Source organism: Actinomycetospora sp. C-140 (genome assembly GCF_054796175.1).
In genome coordinates, this window is record NZ_JBTWNF010000005.1 from 340,727 (window position 1) to 357,021 (window position 16,295).

Below are 16,295 nucleotides of genomic sequence, written 5' to 3' on the forward strand. Positions count from 1 at the left end.
GCTCACGCGGGCGACCGTAGCGTCGCCGCCGTGACCGGGCGTCTGGTGGTCCTCGGCGGGGGCGCCGCCGGGATGTCCGCCGCCTCCGCGGCGCGGCGCGTCGACCCGGATCTCGAGATCGTCGTCCTCGAGGCGACCGGCTGGGCCGCGGCCGGCCTCTGCGGCCTGCCCTACCACCTCGCGGGCCTCGTCCCGCGCCCCGAGGACCTCGTCGCCTACCCCGTGGCGTACTTCCGCGAGCGCCGCGGCCTCGACCTCCGCACCGGGGTCACCGTGCGCGGGCTCGACGCCGCGGCCCGCGTCGTGGACACCGCGGACGGGCCGCTCGACTACACCGCCGCCGTCGTCGCCACCGGCGGCGCCCCGGCGGCCGTGGGTCTGCCCGACCTCGGCGGCCGGCCGTCGTTCGCGGTGCGCACGGTCGAGGACCTCGTGGCCCTGCGGGCGCTGCTCGACACCGGGACGGTCCGGCGCGCGCTGGTGATCGGCGCCAGCTACATCGGGCTGGAGACGGCCGAGGCGCTCGTGCACCGCGGCGTCGCCGTCACCGTCGCCGAGCGGCTGGGACGGGTGCTGCCGACGACCCTCGATGCCGAGGCGGCCGCGGTGGTCGAGGAGCACGTCCGGGAGCGGGCCGATCTCCGCCTCGACACCGACGCCCTCGCCCTCGCCGCGGAGCTGTCCTTCGACGTCGTCGTGGTGTGCACCGGCGTGCGCCCCGCCGCCGGCGTCGCCGCGGACGCGGGGGCGCACACCGGGCCCGGCGGGGCGCTGCTCGTGGACGACCGGATGCGCACCTCGCTGCCCGGCGTGCTGGCCGCGGGTGACTGCATCGCCCCCTACCACCGCGTCCTCCGGGCCCCCGCCTTCGTCCCGCTGGGGCCGACGGCGAACAAGACCGGCCGGGTCGCCGGGACGGTCGCGGCCGGCGGTGACGCCCGGTTCGCGGGCGTCGTCGGCACCGCGGTGGTCAAGGTGTTCGACCTCGAGGTGGCGCGCACCGGCCTGACGCTCGCCGAGGCCCAGGCCGCCGGGGTCCCCGCGCGGGCGCAGGACGTCGTGAGCCGCAGCCGCGCGAAGTACTACCCGGGGGTCCGGCCGGTGCACGTGCGGCTGGTGCACGAGCCGGGCGGACGGCTGCTCGGGGCGCAGATGGTCGGTGTCGAGGGCGCCGCGAAGCGCATCGACGTGATCGCGGCGGCGCTGCACGCGGAGCTGTCGGTCGACGACCTCGCCGACCTCGACCTGTCCTACGCGCCGCCCTACGCGCCGGTGTACGACCCGGTGCTGGCGGTGGCGCAGGCGGCGCAGCGCGATCTCCGGGACGCGCAGCGGAGCGTAGCCGGACCATCGAGTCTGGCGACCCGGTGATCGCCGTCGTCACCGGCGGCGCGTCCGGCATCGGGAGGGCGACCTGCACGGCGCTGCGGGCCGAAGGGTTCACGCTCGCGGTGCTCGACCTCGACGTCGCGGCGGTGGACCCCGGCGACGGCGGATCCGCGCGGGTCGTCGACGTCAGCGACGCCGGCGCCGTCGACGCGGCGTTCGCGGCGATCGTGGCCGAGCACGGGCGGATCGACGTGCTCGTCAACAACGCCGGGATCACGGGCGGGCCCGCCGCGACCGTGTGCCACGAGACGCCCGTGGAGGACTTCGACCGCGTCCTCGCCGTCAACGTCCGCGGGCCCTTCCTGTGCAGCCGCGCCGCGCTGCCGACGATGCTCGCGCAGGAGTCCGGCCACGTCGTCACCGTCGCCTCGGCCGCCGGCCTCGTCGCGTTCCCCGGCCGCCACGCCTACACCGCGTCGAAGGGCGGCGCGCTGATGCTCGCGCGGTCGATCGCGCTCGACTACGCCGGCACGGGCATCCGCTCCAACGCCGTGTGCCCCGGGTTCGTGCGCACCCCGATGACGCAGTGGCGCCTCGACGTCCCGGAGCTCGCGGCGGCGGTCGAGGCGAACATCCCGATCGGGCGCGTCGCCGAGCCCGAGGACGTCGCCGACGCGATCGCGGTCCTCGCCTCGGGCCGCATGGGCTACATGACCGGTCACGCGCTGGTGGTCGACGGAGGGTGGACGGTGCGATGAGCTCGTCAGGTCGCTTCGAGGGGAAGGTCGTGCTCGTGACCGGCGCCGGGTCGGGCATCGGGCAGGCCGCGGCGCTGCGGTTCGCCGACGAGGGCGCGTCGGTGGCGGTGCTCGACATCCGCCCCGAGCTCGCCGCGCTGACCACGATGATGATCGAGAAGGAGCACGAGGACCACGCGCTCGCCCTGGCCGCGGACGTCGCGAGCGCGACCGAGGTCGACACGGCCGTCGACCTCGCGGCGCACGAGTTCGGCCGGCTCGACGTGGTCTACAACAACGCCGGGATCATGGAGCTCGGCTCGGTCGCCGAGACCGACGAGCAGCGCTGGGACCGCGTGCTCGCGGTGCACGCGAAGGGCACCTACCTCGTCTCCCGCGCCGCCGGCGAGCACATGGGCGAGGGCGGGTCGATCGTCAACCAGGGCTCGGTCGCCGCGCTCGTCGGCGTCGCGCACCTCGCGGCGTACAGCGCGGCGAAGGGGGCGATCGTCGCGCTGACCCGCGCCATGGCCGCCGACCTCGCCCCGCGCGGCATCCGCGTCAACGCGATCTGCCCGGGCACCTGCCACACCCCGATGACCGAGCCGCTGTTCCGCACCCGCGGCGAGGGCGACGTCGAGGCCGGCGTCGCCGCGACCGTGCCGAAGTACCCCCTGGGCCGGCTCGGGACCGCCGAGGACATCGCCGCGGTCGCGTGCTTCCTCGCCAGCGACGAGGCGTCGTTCATGACCGGCGCCGTGGTCACCTCGGACGGGGGGATGACGGCCGTATGACCACCTTCCACCTCGGCGGCGACAAGCGCGCCACGCTCGCCGACGCCGCGGCGCTGGTCGGTGACGGGGCGATGGTCGCGCTCGGCGGCGGGCTCTGCGCCCGGCTGCCGATGGCGCTCGTGCGCGAGCTGCTGCGCCAGGACCGGCGCGGCCTGCACGTCGTCGGGTCGGCGCACAGCATCGACGTCGACCTGCTGGTGGCCGCCGGCGCGGTCGCGGTGTGCGAGGAGAGCTACGTCGGGTTCGAGCAGGACCTCGGCCTCGCGCCCGCCTACCGGCGGGCGGCGGCCTCCGGCGCGATCACGGTCCGGGAGAGCTGCTGCGCGACGGTCCTCGCGCAGCTGCGCGCCGCCGAGGCCGGCGTGCCGTTCATGCCGGTGCGCGGGATCAAGGGCACCGACATCGAGGGCCTGCACCCCGAGTACGCACGGGCGACCTGCCCGTTCACCGGCGAGGTGCTCGTCGTCGTGCCCCCGCTGCGCCCCGACGTCGCGCTGCTCCACGCCCCGCTGGGCGACGCCGCGGGCAACCTGCACCTCGACCAGCCCTACGTGCTCGACGAGCGCTTCGCCCACGCGTCGGCGCGGGTCGTGGCCACGGTCGACCGGCTCGCGCCGACCGCGGAGGTCGCCGCGGCCGGGGTGACGGTGCCCGGCCACGTCGTCGCCGCCGTCGCCGAGGTGCCCTACGGCGCCCACCCGTCGTCCTGCTACCCGGGCTACGCGTACGACCGCGCGCACCTCGCCGAGTACCTCGCGCTCGCGGCGGCCGACGAGATCGAGAAGTACCTCGACCTCTACGTCCGCGTCGGCGAGGAGGCCTACCGCGAGGAGGTCGACCCGGTGCGGCTCACCGCGTGGTCGGAGTCGGAGGCGGACTGGCGGGAGCTGTTCCGGTGACGACCTGGACCTTCGACGAGTGGTTCGTGGTCGCCCTGGCCCGGACGATCGCGGACCGCGAGGTCGTCTTCCACGGCTTCGCGAGCCCGTGCGCGCAGGTCGCCATGCACGTCGCCAAGCGCACCCACGCCCCGGACTCGCTGCTCGTCGAGGGGGCGACCTACGCCGTGGACCCGGTGCCGGTGTTCGTGCCGCCGACGAGCAACGACCTCGCGCTGCACCGCGACGCGGTCTACCGGATGCGGTTCGAGGAGTTCTTCGACGCGGCGTGCCGGGGCGCGGTCGACCGGATGTTCCTGTCCGGCGGGCAGATCGACGCCTACGGCAGCACGAACGTCACCGGCATCGGCCCGTGGCCGCACCCGAAGATCAAGCTCGGCGGCGGGGGCGGCGGCGGCAACATCTCGGCGAGCATCGGGACGCTGACGGTCTGGACGACGCGGCACCGCTCCGGGCGCACGCTCGTCGCCGACCTCGACTTCCTCACCGACATCGGCCACCGCACGCGCGAGGGCACGCGGGCCGAGCTGGGCTACGCCGGTGGCGGCCCGGAGTGGCTGGTCACGGAACTGGGCGCGTTCAGCTACGGCGACGACGGGCACGCGGTGCTGCGCGGGCTGTGGCCGGACGTGGAGCTGGCCGACGTCGAGGGCGCCACGGGCTTCGACGTCCGTCAGGACCTCGGCGAGCTCGCCCTGCTCGCCCCGCCCTCCGACGCCGAGCTCGCCGCGCTGCGCGCCGTCGACCCGCTGGGGGTGCGACGCTCGGAGTTCGCCGACGCCGAGCTCGCGCGGGCGTTCCCGTGAAGCTCCTCGACGCCCTGTTCAGCCCGCGGCGGGTGGCCGTGGTCGGGTACTCCGACCGCGCCGGATCGCTCGGCCACGTGCTGGCGACGAACCTCGCCGACTTCCCGGGCGAGGTCGTCCCCGTCCGCGGCGGCGAGTCGCTGCGCGACGTCGACGGGGAGATCGACCTCGCGGTGGTCTCGGTGCCCGCGCCGGCGGTGCCCGAGGTCGCGGCGGACGCGGCGGCCAAGGGCGTCGCGGCGATGGTCGTGCTCTCCGGCGGGTTCGCCGAGGTCGGCCCCGACGGCGCCGACCTGCAGGCTCGGCTCGTCGCGCACGCCGGCGCCGTGCGCGTCGTCGGCCCGAACTGCTTCGGCATCCAGAACTGCGACCTGCCGCTGAACGCGTCGATGGCCACCGGCCTGCCGAACGGGGGCGGCGGGATCTCGCTGGTCAGCCAGTCCGGGGCGTACGGGATGGCGATCCGGACGCTGGCCGTCGACGAGCGCACGCGCTTCGCGAAGATCCTCGCGCCGGGCAACACCTGCGACGTCACCATCGCCGAGCTGCTCGCCGAGCTGTCCGCCGACCCGGCGACCCGCACGCTGTGCTTCCTGCTCGAGTCCCTGGCCGACGGGCGCGCGTTCGTCGCGACGGCCCGGCGCACGGGCCGCGAGAAGCCGGTGATCGTCGCCAAGACCGGCCGGTCGGCCGCGGGCGCCCGCGCGGCCGCGTCGCACACGGCGGCGCTGGCCTCGTCGGAGAACGTGTGGCGCGGCGTGTTCGCCCAGGCCGGCGTCGTCGAGGTGTCCTCGGGCCAGGAGCTGCTCGACGTCGCCCGCGCGCTCGACGGGCAGCCTCGGCCGGCGGGGAACCGGGTCGCGGTGATCACGAACTCGGGCGGCGTGGGTGTCGAGCTGTGCGACCTGCTCGCCGACGAAGGGCTCGTCGTCCCGGCCCTGTCGGCGCCGCTGCAGGAGACGATCCGCGCGATGCTGCCGGCCTTCGCGAGCCCGGTGAACCCGGTCGACGTGACGCCGGTGTGGTCGCGGTTCGCCGAGCTCTACCCGGCGATCACCGACATCCTCGCCCGCAGCGGCGAGGTCGACGTGGTGGTGCCCGTGCTGCTGCAGCGCGCGGCGATGGACGCGGCGACGGCCGAGGGCCTGCGGGACGCGGTGGCGGGGCTGCGCGCCGACGGTGTCGACGTGCCGGTCGCCGTGTGCTGGGTCGCGCCGCGCGACGCCCGGCCGAACGCCGACCTGCTCCAGGAGAGCGGCGTCCCCTGCTTCGACTGGCCCGCCCGCACCGCCCGCGCGCTCGGGCACGCACAGCGGTGGGCGCGCTCGCGCGAGCGGCCGCCGCCGGCCGTGCGCGCGGTCGAGCCCGTCGCCGCGCCCCCGCCGCTGGATCCCGACGCGGCCGCGACGTTCCTGGCGCGCTTCGGGGTGCCGACGGCCTCGTCGACCACCTGCGCCACGCCGGACGCGGCGGTCGCGGCGGCGACGTCCCTCCCCGCGGTCGTGAAGATCGCCGAGGCCGCGCACCGCACCGAGCTGGGCGGCGTGCGGGTCGGGCTCGGGAGCGCCGAGGAGGTGCGCGCGGCGGCCGTCGAGCTCCTCCCCCACGGCCCGGTGCTCGTGCAGCCGCTGCTCGCCGGCGTCGAGGTCGCGGTCGGCGCGCTGCGCGACCCGGTGTTCGGGCCGGTCGTGATGGTCGGCCTGGGCGGCATCTGGATCGAGGTCCTCGCCGACGTCGCCTTCGCCCTCGCCCCCCTCGACCGCGCCGACGCCCGCGCGCTCCTGGGCCGGCTCCGGGGCTCGGCGCTGCTCACCGGCGCGCGCGGGGCCGACCCCGTCGACCTCGACGCCCTCGCGGACGTCGTCGTGGGCGCCGGCGACGCCCTGGCCGCGGCCGGCGACGTCACCGGGATCGACCTCAACCCGGTCCTCGCGACCCCGTCCGCGGCGGTCGCCGTGGACTGGAAGGTGACCTGAACCGTCGGGGCATCCTTTCCCGGGAATGGACGAGAAACGTCCGCGCTGTTCTGGAAACGACCGAGAACGGCCGCCGAACGACCGTCCGGAGATCCGCCGGCGTCCCCGGAAATCGATGTCTTCCGCCCGCGAGCAAGGCGCTGGCATGCTGATCTGTGGCCGTCCGGTTGCTGATCGGGAATGCTGATCTCGTTGTGACCGGAATTAGACGTGACCGTCGTCGACCGGTGACCAACCGGACAGCCACGACATGCGTCTTCGGTCCAGGGGCAGCATCATCGAATCACGGTCGCCATTCGCGACCGTGATCGTCGACCCGGGAAGAGGTGGGCAACGGGGCAGCACGGACGGGAAACCCGGAACGGCCACAGCACCGTTCCGCGGAGGATTCCGCGAGGAGCGGCAGCTGGGGGGAATGAATGGTTGAGCGTATCGGAGTAGTGGGTTACGGCTATTGGGGCTCGAAGCACGTGCGCGTGCTCAGCAGCCTGCCCGGCGTCGTCGTCACCGTGATCGATGCGAATCCCGACCGCCTGGTCGAGGCCCGGCGCGTGCACCCGGCCGTCCGGGTGGAACAGGAGCTCGGGGCGGCGCTGCCCGAACTGGACGCGGTCGTGATCGCCGCCCCGCCGGGGGCGCACAGCGCGCTGTCGCTGCGTGCGATCGAGGCCGGCAAGGGCGTGCTGGTGGAGAAGCCGCTCGCCACGACGGTGGCGGACGCCGAGCTGATGGTCGAGCGCGCGGCGGCGCGCGGCGTGTGCCTCATGGCCGGCCACACCTTCGAGTACAACGCGGCGGTCTGGAAGCTCAAGGAGATCGTCGACTCCGGCGAGCTCGGACGCATCCTCTACGTCGACACCGCCCGCCTCGATCTGGGCCGGTACCAGAGCGACTGCAACGTCATCTGGGATCTGGCGCCGCACGACATCTCGATCATCTCGTATCTGCTCGACGAGATCCCGGCCCGCACCGCGGTCTGGGCCCAGGGCTGCGTCGGCCGCCGCTACTCGGACGTCGCCTATCTGCAGATGACCTTCGAGAACAGTGACGTCCACGCGTACACGCACGTGAGCTGGCTGGATCCCCGCAAGGTGCGCCGGGTGACCGTCGTGGGAGAACGCAAGATGGCGGTCTACAACGATCTCTCGGACAACGAGCGCATCCGGGTCTACGACATCGGGGTCGACGTGCTCGAATCCGACGACCTCCACGCCATGCCCGTCTCCTACCGCACGGGCGACATCGTCTCGCCCTACGTGCAGTTCTGCGAACCGCTCACGGTGCAGGACAGCCATTTCGTGGAGTGCCTGCGGACCGGGAGCCGTCCGGACACGCCGGGCGAGCGCGGCCTGGACGTGGTGCGGGTGCTCGCCGCCACCGACGAGGCCGCCGTGGAGCCCACCGTGCCGGTGCACCGACCGATGCGGACCGCGTCGTGACGCTGATCGACCGCACCGCGGGTCCCACGGACGACGTGCCGGTGCCCTTCCTCGACCTGCGGGCCGTCCACGCCGCCAGGCGCCCCTCCCTCGACGACGCCTGGCGCGCGGTGCTGGCGCACGGCCAGTACGTGGGCGGGCCGGAGGTCGCCCGCTTCGAGCGCGAGTTCGCGGCCTACTGCGGCGCGCGCCACGCCGTCGGCGTCGGCAACGGCACCGATGCGCTCGAGCTGATCGTGCGCGGCCTCGGGATCGGCCCGGGCGACGAGGTGATCGTCCCGGCCAACACGTTCGTCGCGACCGCCGAGGGCGTCTGCGCGGCGGGGGCGACGCCGCGGTTCGTCGACGTCGACCCGGACACCCTGCTCCTCGACCCCGACGCGACCGCGGCCGCGATCGGGCCGTCGACCGCCGCGATCATCGCGGTGCACCTCTTCGGCGCCGTCGCGCCGATGGAGCCGCTCGCCGCCCTCGCCGACCGGCACGGGCTGGCCCTCGTCGAGGACGCCGCCCAGGCGCACGGCGCCCGCTACGACGGGCGCCGCACCGGGAGCCTCGGGCGGGCGGCGGCGTTCAGCTTCTACCCGGGCAAGAACCTCGGGGCGCTCGGCGACGGCGGCGCGGTCCTCACCGACGACGGCGACCTCGCCGAGCGGGTCCGCGGCCTCGCCGACCACGGCCGTCGCCGCGGCGACCGCGACCACCACGACCACGTCGGGCGCAACAGCCGCCTCGACACGCTCCAGGCCGCGCTGCTCTCGGTGCGCCTGGGCTCGCTCGACGCCGAGAACGCCGCCCGGCGCGACGTCCTGGCGCACTACCGGGAGCGCCTGCCCGCGTCGTGCCGGCCGGTCGACGTCGACCCGCGGGTCGAACCGGTCGTGCACCTCGCCGTCGTCCGGACCCCCGACCGGCCCGCCCTGATCGCCGCGCTCACCGCGGCCGGCGTCGGGTGGGGCGTGCACTACCGCGTCCCCTGCCATCTCCAGCCGGCGTTCGCCGGATCCACCGGCACGCCCCCGCGGCTGCCCGTGGCCGAGGAGGCAGCCGACCGGATCCTGTCGTTGCCCTGCTCGCCGACCCTCGGCGAGGACCGTGTCGAGCGCGTGTGCGATGTGGTGAGGAGCGTGTCATGACCTCCGAGGACCCGAAGGAGGGCTCGAGCAGGCCGACGGTGTCGGTGCGCCGCTTCGCGGCCCCGGCCTGGCGCCCGGACCCGGGCCCGGCGGGCCGACCGTCCGTGCCGGGCGCGCGGACCTCGACCGAGTCCGGCACGGACGACCGGTCCCATCCGCTCGACGACGACGCCGCGACGACCGAGCTGTCCGACCGGACCGAGGGCACCGAACGGGCCGAACGGGCCGAACGCACCGAACGGACCGACGAGCCCGGCGGCGCGGCGGAGGGCGGCGGGTCGCTGCTGACGGGGTCACCACCGGGACCCGCCGGCTCCGGCGCCCCCGGCGGGTCCGGCGGCGCCGACGGCGTCGGCAGCCGGGACGGCGCGGCCGCGACCCGCGCCGGCGACGCCCCGGACGGGGTGCTGCGGGGCCGCGACGTGCGCCGGCTGGGCGTGATCGGCCTCGTGATCGTCGTGCTCGGTGCCCTGGTCGGGTTCGGGGCCTCGTTCCTGTGGCCCGCGCAGTACCTCGGGCGCGCGACGGTGCTCTACGTCATCTCGCAGGACCAGCCCACGGGCTTCCTGCGCGAGGACCGCAACCTGACCACCCAGCAGCTCCTCATGTCGAGCAACGCCGTGACCGCGCCGGTGGCCGGGCAGTTCGGCCTGACCGCCGAGGACCTGCAGCGGAAGATGACGGTGACGCTGGCCGACGGCAGCGAGCTCCTCACCGTCGACGTCCGCGACCCGTCCCAGGACCTCGCGGTCCGGATCGCGGCCGCGGTGAGCACGCAGTACCTGCAGGTCAGCGCCGCGTCCCAGCCCGTGGCCGACCAGGCCCGGTTCCTCCAGGACCAGCTGAACGTCGTCGCGGGCCAGATCAACGCCCTGCAGACCGCGAACACGCCCGCGTCCCTGGCGCAGCTGCCCGCGGTGTCGCTGCGCCAGAGCCAGCTCGCCCAGCAGCTCGACCAGGTCAACCTCGTGCAGATCGCGCAGCCGACGGCCCGCCTCGTGGTCCCGGCCTTCCCCGTGGGGCAGGTCAGCCCGCGGCCGTGGTTCGGGGCAGCCACCGGCGCCGTCGCCGGTCTGATCGTCGCCATCGTGACGGTCGCGGTGCTGGCCCGTCGCCGGCACCGCGCTGCCCGGTCCCGGTGACCGTGCGGCCCGCGCGGGCGCGGGACGGGACCCCGCACCGCGGGAGAGGGGAGGGCGGCGACGACGGCACCGCCCGGGGCTCGCTCACGACGGCCGGCTGGACGGTCGTCAGCCGCGTCACCGGGCTGCTGCGGGTGGTCGTGGTCGGGGCCGCGCTCGGGCCGACGTACTTCGCCAACCTGTTCCAGTCGGCGAACCAGGTGCCCAACCTGACCTACGAGGTCGTCGCCGGGCCGGTGCTCGCGCTCGTCGTCGTGCCCGCGGCGGTGCGCGCGCGGACACCGGACGGCGCCGGGGGACCACGGTCGCGCGACCTGCTCGGCGGCGTCGCCGGGCTGCTCACGGTGGTGTCGGCGGCCGTCGCGGGCCTGCTGGTGCTGGTGGCGCCGGTCGCCGCGTGGGTGCTGACCGCGGGCGTCGACCTCCCCGGCGAGCGGGGCCGCGCCTGGCTGGTCACGGTGGTGCTCATCGTCCTCGTGGCCCCGCAGGTCGTGCTCTACGCGCTGGCCTACCTCGGGGCGGCCGCCCAGCAGTCGCGACGACGGTTCGCCCTGCCCGCCGCCGCGCCGGCGGTCGAGAACGTCGTGCTGATGGCGGTCGTGGGCGTCGTGGTGCTGGTCCACGGGGCCGGGGTGGAGATCGACACCGCGTCGCCGGCGGTGGTGCTGCTGCTCGGCGGCGGGAGCACGCTGGCCGTCGCGATCCACGCCGCGATCCAGGTCGCCGGCGCCCGCGCGGCCGGGGCGCCGATCCGCCCGCGCCGGGGATGGCGGGACGACCCCGAGGTCATGGCGGTCGCGGTGCGCCTGCGGCGCTCGGTCCGCGTGGCCGCGCTGCCGGCGGCGGGCGTGTTCGGGCTGATCGCCGTGGCCGGCACCGTGCCCGGCGGGGTCTCGGTGTTCTGGCTGGCCTACAGCCTGGGCGCCGTGCCGACGGCGCTCGGCGCGCGGGCCGTGACCGCGGCCGTGCTCCCCACGCTGTCCGCGGCGGCCGAGGCGCGCCGGGACGCCGACTTCGCCGCCGGGTGGCGCCGCGGGCTGACCTACTCGTCGTGGGTCAGCGTGCCGGCCGCCGCGCTCATGGTGACCTTCGCGGCGACCCTGGCCGCGATCCTCGCGGTGGGCGAGCTGCGCTCGGCCGCGGTCGTGGCGGCGCTGGCGGTCTGCATCGCCGTCATCGGGATCTCCCAGCTCTTCGGCTCGACCTACGAGATCGCCCGGCAGGCCCTGTTCGCCCGGCTCGACACCGCGACGGCCGGGCGGGCGAGCGACCTCGGGTTCGTCGCCGTCGCGGTCGTCGCGGGCGCCTCGTTGCTGACCTCGGACGCCGTGGTCCGCCTCGCGCTGCTCTGCGGCGCCGTGGTGGCCCGCGACGTGGTGGCGTCGGTGGTCGTCCTGACCCGGCTCCGGCGCGAGATCCGTCCCGAGCCCCTGGTCGACGGGCGCGCGGTCGGCGTGGTCCTGGTGGCGACGGCGGCGATGGCGCCCGCGCTGTGGGGCGGCCGGGAGGTGCTCGCGACCGTGCCCCCGGGCGGGTTCGCGGCGATCGCCGCGGTCACCGTCGCCTCCGTCGTGGCTGTCGGCTGCTTCGCGGGCACCGCCCGGGTGGCGACGGTGATCGCCCGCACCCGCCGGGGTGCGCCGTGCTGACCGGGGCGGCCCGCGGCCCGGCGCGGCCCGTGGGCGGCGGGGCGCTCGTCCCGGTGGTCACGGCGGTCGCCGTCGCGATCGTGGGCTCGGCGGTCGCGGCCCCGCTGGCCCAGGGCACGCCCGCGGTCCTGGTCGGGCTCGCCGCGGTGGCGGTCGCGCTGGCCCTGGTCGCCCTGAGCTGCGCGCGCCCGGTGGCGGGCACCTTCGTCTACGTCGCCACCCTGCCGTTCCTCGCCGGCATCGAGCGCGGGGCGCTGCTGCCGCTGATCCGCCCCAACGAGGCGGTGCTCGTGCTGGTGGTGCTCGGCGCGCTGCTCGGGTGGACCCACCGCTGGCTGCGCGACGGGTCGGTGACCCTGCCCGCCCCGCATCCCGTCGACGGACCGTTGGCGATCTTCCTCGGGCTCTACACGCTCTGGCCGGTCTGCTGGATGATGCTGCGCGGCCTGACCCCGACGGGCGGCGACCTCGCGGCCATCCTGCCGCTGCCGAAGCTCGTGGCTCTCTACCTCCTCGTCCGGCTCACCGTGCGCACCGACGCCGAGGTGGTGCGGCTGCTGCGCCTCGTGGTGTGGCCGGCGGCGGTGGTCGCGGTGATCGCGGTGCTGCAGGTGCTCGCGGTGTCCCCGGTGCTCTCGCTGCTGTCGACGTTCTGGATGTCGGCCACCGACGCCCCCGACGACCTCGCCGAGCGCGGCACCACCACCCTCGGCTCGCCGCTGTCCACCGGCGACTACCTCGTGCTCGCGCTCGTCGTGCTGGTCTGCTGTGGGATGCGCGGCCTGCTCGGGCGCCGCGAGCGCCTCGTCGCGGGCGGGCTGCTGGTGGTCGGGATCCTGGCCAGCGCGCAGTTCACGGCGTGGCTGACGGCGCTGATCGCCGGGGTCGCGATCCTCGTCCGGTTCCCCGACCTGCGGCGGCGGGCGGCGCGGCTGTGGATGGTGCCGGTGCTGGTGGCGCTGCTCGCGATCCCGGTGGTGGTGAGCCGCCTGCAGGACGTCACCACCGCGGGCATCCCCGTGAGCTGGGCGACCCGCTGGGACAACCTGACCCACTACTACCTGCCCGTGCTGGGCGGGTTCCGCTTCCTGCTCGGGATCGGGCCGAGCTCGGTGCTGCCGGCCCAGGAGACGTGGCGCGACGTCGTGTACCTGGAGAGCGGCTACCTCGAGTTCCTCTGGGTCGGCGGCGTGCCGCTGCTGCTCGGGTTCCTGTGGTTCGGCGTCGCCGTGCTGCGCACCGCCCGGGACGGCGCCGCAGGCCCCGGTCCGCGCGGGGCGGTCGCCGAGGCGCTGCGCGTCGCCTGGTGGACCCTGCTGGTCTCGACGGTCCTCGACCCGCACCTGACCCTGCGCGGCAGCGGCGACCTGCTGTTCGTCCTGCTGGCCCTCGTCGTCGGGCACCGGACCCTCGCGCTCGCCCGGCCGGACCCGGGCCCCCCGGTCACCGGGGCGCCACCGGGCGGCTGGGGCCCGCCGAGCGCCGTGACCGCGGGCGGACCGCTGCCGCACGCCGGTGACACCCCGGGCGGCCGGGCCGAGGCCGCGGTCCGGCGCACGCTCGACGTCGCCGGCGCCCTGGTCGGCCTGGTGCTCCTCGCGCTCCCGATGCTCGTCGTGGCCGCCGTCGTGCGCCTCGACAGCCCCGGTCCCGCGCTGCTGCACCAGCGGCGGGTCGGCGTCGACCGGCGCTCGTTCGTGCTGCTCAAGTTCCGCACGATGTACCTGGGCGGCTCCGACGAGGCGCTGCGGGCGCTCGTGGCCGCCGAGCTGCGCGGCGAGGACACCGCGATCGACGGCAGCACGAAGCTGGCCGGCGACGCCCGCGTCACCCGGATCGGCTCCTTCCTGCGCCGGACCAGCCTCGACGAGCTCCCCCAGCTGATCAACGTCCTGCGCGGCGAGATGAGCCTCGTCGGACCGCGGCCCTGCCTCGAGTGGGAGGCCCCGCTGTTCCCGGCGGACTACGCCAGCCGGTTCGCGGTCCGCCCCGGCCTGACCGGGCTCTGGCAGGTCGAGGGCCGCAGCACCATGGGCACGCTGGAGATGCTCGAGCTCGACGCCACCTACGTGCAGGCGCGGCGCCGCCAGGGCGTCCGCGGCGACCTCGTCATCCTCGCCCGCACCGTGCCCGCGCTGGTCCGCCGGGACGGTGCGCGGTGACGGCCACCGGGGTCCGCGCCCCCGTCGTCCTCGATCCGGGCACCGACCCGCGGTGGGACGACCTCGTGGGAGGCGGCCGGGGGTCGTTGTTCACCTCGCCCCCGTGGATCCGGGCGGTCGCCGGGACCTACGGGTTCACGCCGCGCGCCCGCGTCCTCGTCGCCTCCGACGGCACGCCGCGGGCGGGGATCGCGCACGTCGACGTCGACGACGCGCGCGGCCCGCGCCGGGTGAGCCTGCCGTTCGGCGACCGGGCGGACCCGGTGGCCGGCGCCGACGAGGACCTCGACGTGCTGCTCGCCGACCGGCCGCCGGGCACGCCGTGGACGCTGCGGGCCCTGGAGCCGACCGGGCTGCTCGCGGTCCCCGGCCGGGTGGTCACCGGCCGCGCCGCCTGGCACGCCACGACGGTCACGGGCGCGGCGCAGGACGTGTGGGCGCGGCTCTCGGGCACGGCGCGGCGCAACGTCCGGGCGGCCGCCCGCCGGGGCGTCACCGTCCGGGCCGACACCGGGCCCGAGGGCGTGCGCACGTTCCACCGCCTGCACGTGGCCCGCCGCAAGCGCCGCTACGGGATGCTCGCGCCGCCGGCGGCACTGTTCGACGCGATCTGGCGCGAGTTCTCCGGCCGCGGCGGCGTGGTGACGCTGCTCGCCGAGCACGAGGACCGGACCGTCGGCGGCGCGTTGTTCTGCGAGTGGGACGGCGTCCTGTACTACAAGTTCGGGGCCTCGCTGGACGACCGGCTCGACGTCCGGCCCAACGACGCCCTGTTCTGGGCGGGCCTCGAGCACGCGCACGCCCGCGGCCTGCGCCGGGTGGACTGGGGTGTCAGCGACCTCGACCAGCCCGGGCTCGTCGCGTTCAAGCGCAAGTGGGCCGACGTCGAGGGCTCGGTGGTGACGGTGCGGCTCGGCCCGCGCCCGGACTCCGCGGGGGTCGACGCCATCCTCGCCGCCGCGACCGCGCTGCTCACCGACCCGGCCGTGCCCGACGAGGTCAGCGCCCGCGCCGGCCGCGACCTCTACCGCTACTTCTGTTGAGCGGCGGCGTCATGGGGACCGGGGACCGTACGACGGGGGCGCGCCCCGCGCAGCCGCTCGGCGAGCGCCCGCACCGCCGCCCGCCCGCGCGGGTGGCGGCGCACCGTGTCGTAGGCCAGCCGCACCGGCGCCGGGACGATGCGCTCGACGGCGGGCGGGTAGGCGTACGGGACCCCGCCGAACGACAGCTTCGCGCGGTCGCCTCCGGGCCAGCGCTCCGGGTCGTCGGTCCGCCCCGCGAGCAGGTCGTCGAGCATCCCGGTGTCGATGCCGCCGAAGTCGAACCAGCGGTAGCCCTGCTCCCGGGCCCACCGGATCTCCGCCCAGCGCATCGCCCCGGGGACGCTGAGCTTGCCGGCCTCGCCGGAGCGGTCGAACCCGCCGAGCCGGCCCTTGATCACGCCGCCGCACCCGGTGAGCAGGTCCGCGGCGACCGGGCGTCCGTCCACCTCGCCGACGAAGAGCACGGCGTGGTCGGGGGCGAGCTCCCGGTGGAACGCCTCGACGTAGGCCGTGGGCAGCGGGTCGTAGCCCTGGTGCTCGGCGGTGCGGGCCATCAGCGCGGCCAGCAGCGGGACGTCCGCGGCGTCGCCGCGCCGCACGGTCACGCCGCGCTCGGGCCACTTGTTCGTCCAGTACCGCAGCCGGCGGCCCAGCCCCGCGCGCAGCGTCTCCTCGTCGGCGGCGAGGTCGAGGCGCAGCGTGCCGGCCGGGGAGATCCCGGCGTCCGACGGCCGGAACCCGCGCCCCAGCAGGGCCCGGCTCGTCTCCTCGCCGTCGTCCGGCGGCTGCACGAACAGCGGCCGGAGCGGCCCGGCGAAGCGGTCGAGGGCCGCCGCGAGGGCGGTCACCGTCGCCACGCGGTCGGGGGCGTCCCGGGCCACGACCGGGCCGGAGGGCACGTAGGCGAGCGCCGCCGGGCCGACCGGGCGCAGCAGCACCTGCGCCCCGCCGACGATCCGGCCGTCCTGGCGGGCGAGCAGCAGCCGGGAGCGGTAGCCGAGCGTCGCCCGCACCCGGGCCCACGCGCCGAGCTGGTTCACGTCGCTGCCGGGCGTCGCGACGACGAGCGCGTCCCAGGCGGCGCGGACCTCCGCCGTCGGCGCGGTGGGCGCCTCGACGGCGACGTGGCGGTTCACCCCGCCAGCGTCGCAAAGAAGAGCGGCAGGACCCAGGGGCCGGA

13 protein-coding genes are annotated in these 16,295 nt (G+C 76.2%); 12 read left to right on the plus strand and 1 reads right to left on the minus strand.

Annotated features, from left to right (window positions below; all coding sequences use genetic code 11):
• The first annotated feature begins 30 nt into the window (after positions 1 to 30).
• The 12 genes from ACR9E3_RS11515 (at position 31) to ACR9E3_RS11570 (ending at position 15,112) form a co-directional block, all read left to right on the plus strand.
• Entirely contained in the window at positions 31 to 1,371 is a 1,341-nt protein-coding gene (locus ACR9E3_RS11515; protein ID WP_460380360.1) for an FAD-dependent oxidoreductase, read from the plus strand.
• Positions 1,368 to 2,087 carry an SDR family NAD(P)-dependent oxidoreductase gene (locus ACR9E3_RS11520; RefSeq protein ID WP_460380361.1) on the plus strand — a complete coding sequence of 240 codons (720 nt, stop codon included), beginning with the start codon at positions 1,368 to 1,370 and terminating at the stop codon, positions 2,085 to 2,087. Before ACR9E3_RS11515 ends, ACR9E3_RS11520 begins: the two co-directional genes overlap by 4 nt.
• Positions 2,084 to 2,860 carry an SDR family NAD(P)-dependent oxidoreductase gene (locus ACR9E3_RS11525; protein ID WP_460380362.1) on the plus strand — a complete coding sequence of 259 codons (777 nt, stop codon included), beginning with the start codon at positions 2,084 to 2,086 and terminating at the stop codon, positions 2,858 to 2,860. Before ACR9E3_RS11520 ends, ACR9E3_RS11525 begins: the two co-directional genes overlap by 4 nt.
• A complete protein-coding gene (locus ACR9E3_RS11530; protein WP_460380364.1) occupies positions 2,857 to 3,759 on the plus strand; it encodes a CoA transferase subunit A in 903 nt (300 codons plus the stop codon). Before ACR9E3_RS11525 ends, ACR9E3_RS11530 begins: the two co-directional genes overlap by 4 nt.
• Positions 3,756 to 4,565: a hypothetical protein gene (locus ACR9E3_RS11535; RefSeq protein ID WP_460380365.1), complete on the plus strand. Its 810-nt coding sequence runs from the start codon at positions 3,756 to 3,758 to the stop codon at positions 4,563 to 4,565. The genes ACR9E3_RS11530 and ACR9E3_RS11535 overlap by 4 nt, the downstream gene beginning before the upstream one ends.
• Positions 4,562 to 6,541 (plus strand): acetate--CoA ligase family protein, encoded by a 1,980-nt coding sequence (locus ACR9E3_RS11540; RefSeq protein ID WP_460380366.1) that lies wholly within the window; start codon positions 4,562 to 4,564, stop codon positions 6,539 to 6,541. The genes ACR9E3_RS11535 and ACR9E3_RS11540 overlap by 4 nt, the downstream gene beginning before the upstream one ends.
• Positions 6,542 to 6,960: 419 nt before the next feature.
• Entirely contained in the window at positions 6,961 to 7,980 is a 1,020-nt protein-coding gene (locus tag ACR9E3_RS11545; protein WP_460380367.1) for a Gfo/Idh/MocA family protein, read from the plus strand.
• Positions 7,977 to 9,116 (plus strand): DegT/DnrJ/EryC1/StrS family aminotransferase, encoded by a 1,140-nt coding sequence (locus tag ACR9E3_RS11550; protein ID WP_460380368.1) that lies wholly within the window; start codon positions 7,977 to 7,979, stop codon positions 9,114 to 9,116. Before ACR9E3_RS11545 ends, ACR9E3_RS11550 begins: the two co-directional genes overlap by 4 nt.
• Positions 9,113 to 10,258 (plus strand): YveK family protein, encoded by a 1,146-nt coding sequence (locus ACR9E3_RS11555; RefSeq protein ID WP_460380370.1) that lies wholly within the window; start codon positions 9,113 to 9,115, stop codon positions 10,256 to 10,258. The genes ACR9E3_RS11550 and ACR9E3_RS11555 overlap by 4 nt, the downstream gene beginning before the upstream one ends.
• Entirely contained in the window at positions 10,255 to 11,907 is a 1,653-nt protein-coding gene (locus ACR9E3_RS11560; protein WP_460380371.1) for a lipid II flippase MurJ, read from the plus strand. The genes ACR9E3_RS11555 and ACR9E3_RS11560 overlap by 4 nt, the downstream gene beginning before the upstream one ends.
• The gene (locus tag ACR9E3_RS11565; protein ID WP_460380373.1) at positions 11,901 to 14,069 is read left to right on the plus strand and encodes a sugar transferase; all 2,169 of its coding nucleotides are present in this window, start codon (positions 11,901 to 11,903) and stop codon (positions 14,067 to 14,069) included. Before ACR9E3_RS11560 ends, ACR9E3_RS11565 begins: the two co-directional genes overlap by 7 nt.
• Positions 14,066 to 15,112 carry a GNAT family N-acetyltransferase gene (locus tag ACR9E3_RS11570; protein WP_460380374.1) on the plus strand — a complete coding sequence of 349 codons (1,047 nt, stop codon included), beginning with the start codon at positions 14,066 to 14,068 and terminating at the stop codon, positions 15,110 to 15,112. Before ACR9E3_RS11565 ends, ACR9E3_RS11570 begins: the two co-directional genes overlap by 4 nt.
• On the opposite strand, the gene ACR9E3_RS11575 is transcribed toward ACR9E3_RS11570, so the two are convergent.
• Positions 15,100 to 16,251: a lipid II:glycine glycyltransferase FemX gene (locus tag ACR9E3_RS11575; protein ID WP_460380376.1), complete on the minus strand. Its 1,152-nt coding sequence runs from the start codon at positions 16,249 to 16,251 to the stop codon at positions 15,100 to 15,102. The genes ACR9E3_RS11570 and ACR9E3_RS11575 overlap by 13 nt on opposite strands.
• Positions 16,252 to 16,295: the final 44 nt, after the last annotated feature.

Excerpts from the sequence above, each read along its gene's own strand:
- ACR9E3_RS11525 (WP_460380362.1), top strand. The coding sequence starts at position 2,084 with ATGAGCTCGTCAGGTCGCTTCGAGGGGAAGGTCGTGCTCGTGACCGGC.
- ACR9E3_RS11545 (WP_460380367.1), top strand. The coding sequence starts at position 6,961 with ATGGTTGAGCGTATCGGAGTAGTGGGTTACGGCTATTGGGGCTCGAAG.
- ACR9E3_RS11530 (WP_460380364.1), top strand. The coding sequence starts at position 2,857 with ATGACCACCTTCCACCTCGGCGGCGACAAGCGCGCCACGCTCGCCGAC.
- ACR9E3_RS11555 (WP_460380370.1), top strand. The coding sequence starts at position 9,113 with ATGACCTCCGAGGACCCGAAGGAGGGCTCGAGCAGGCCGACGGTGTCG.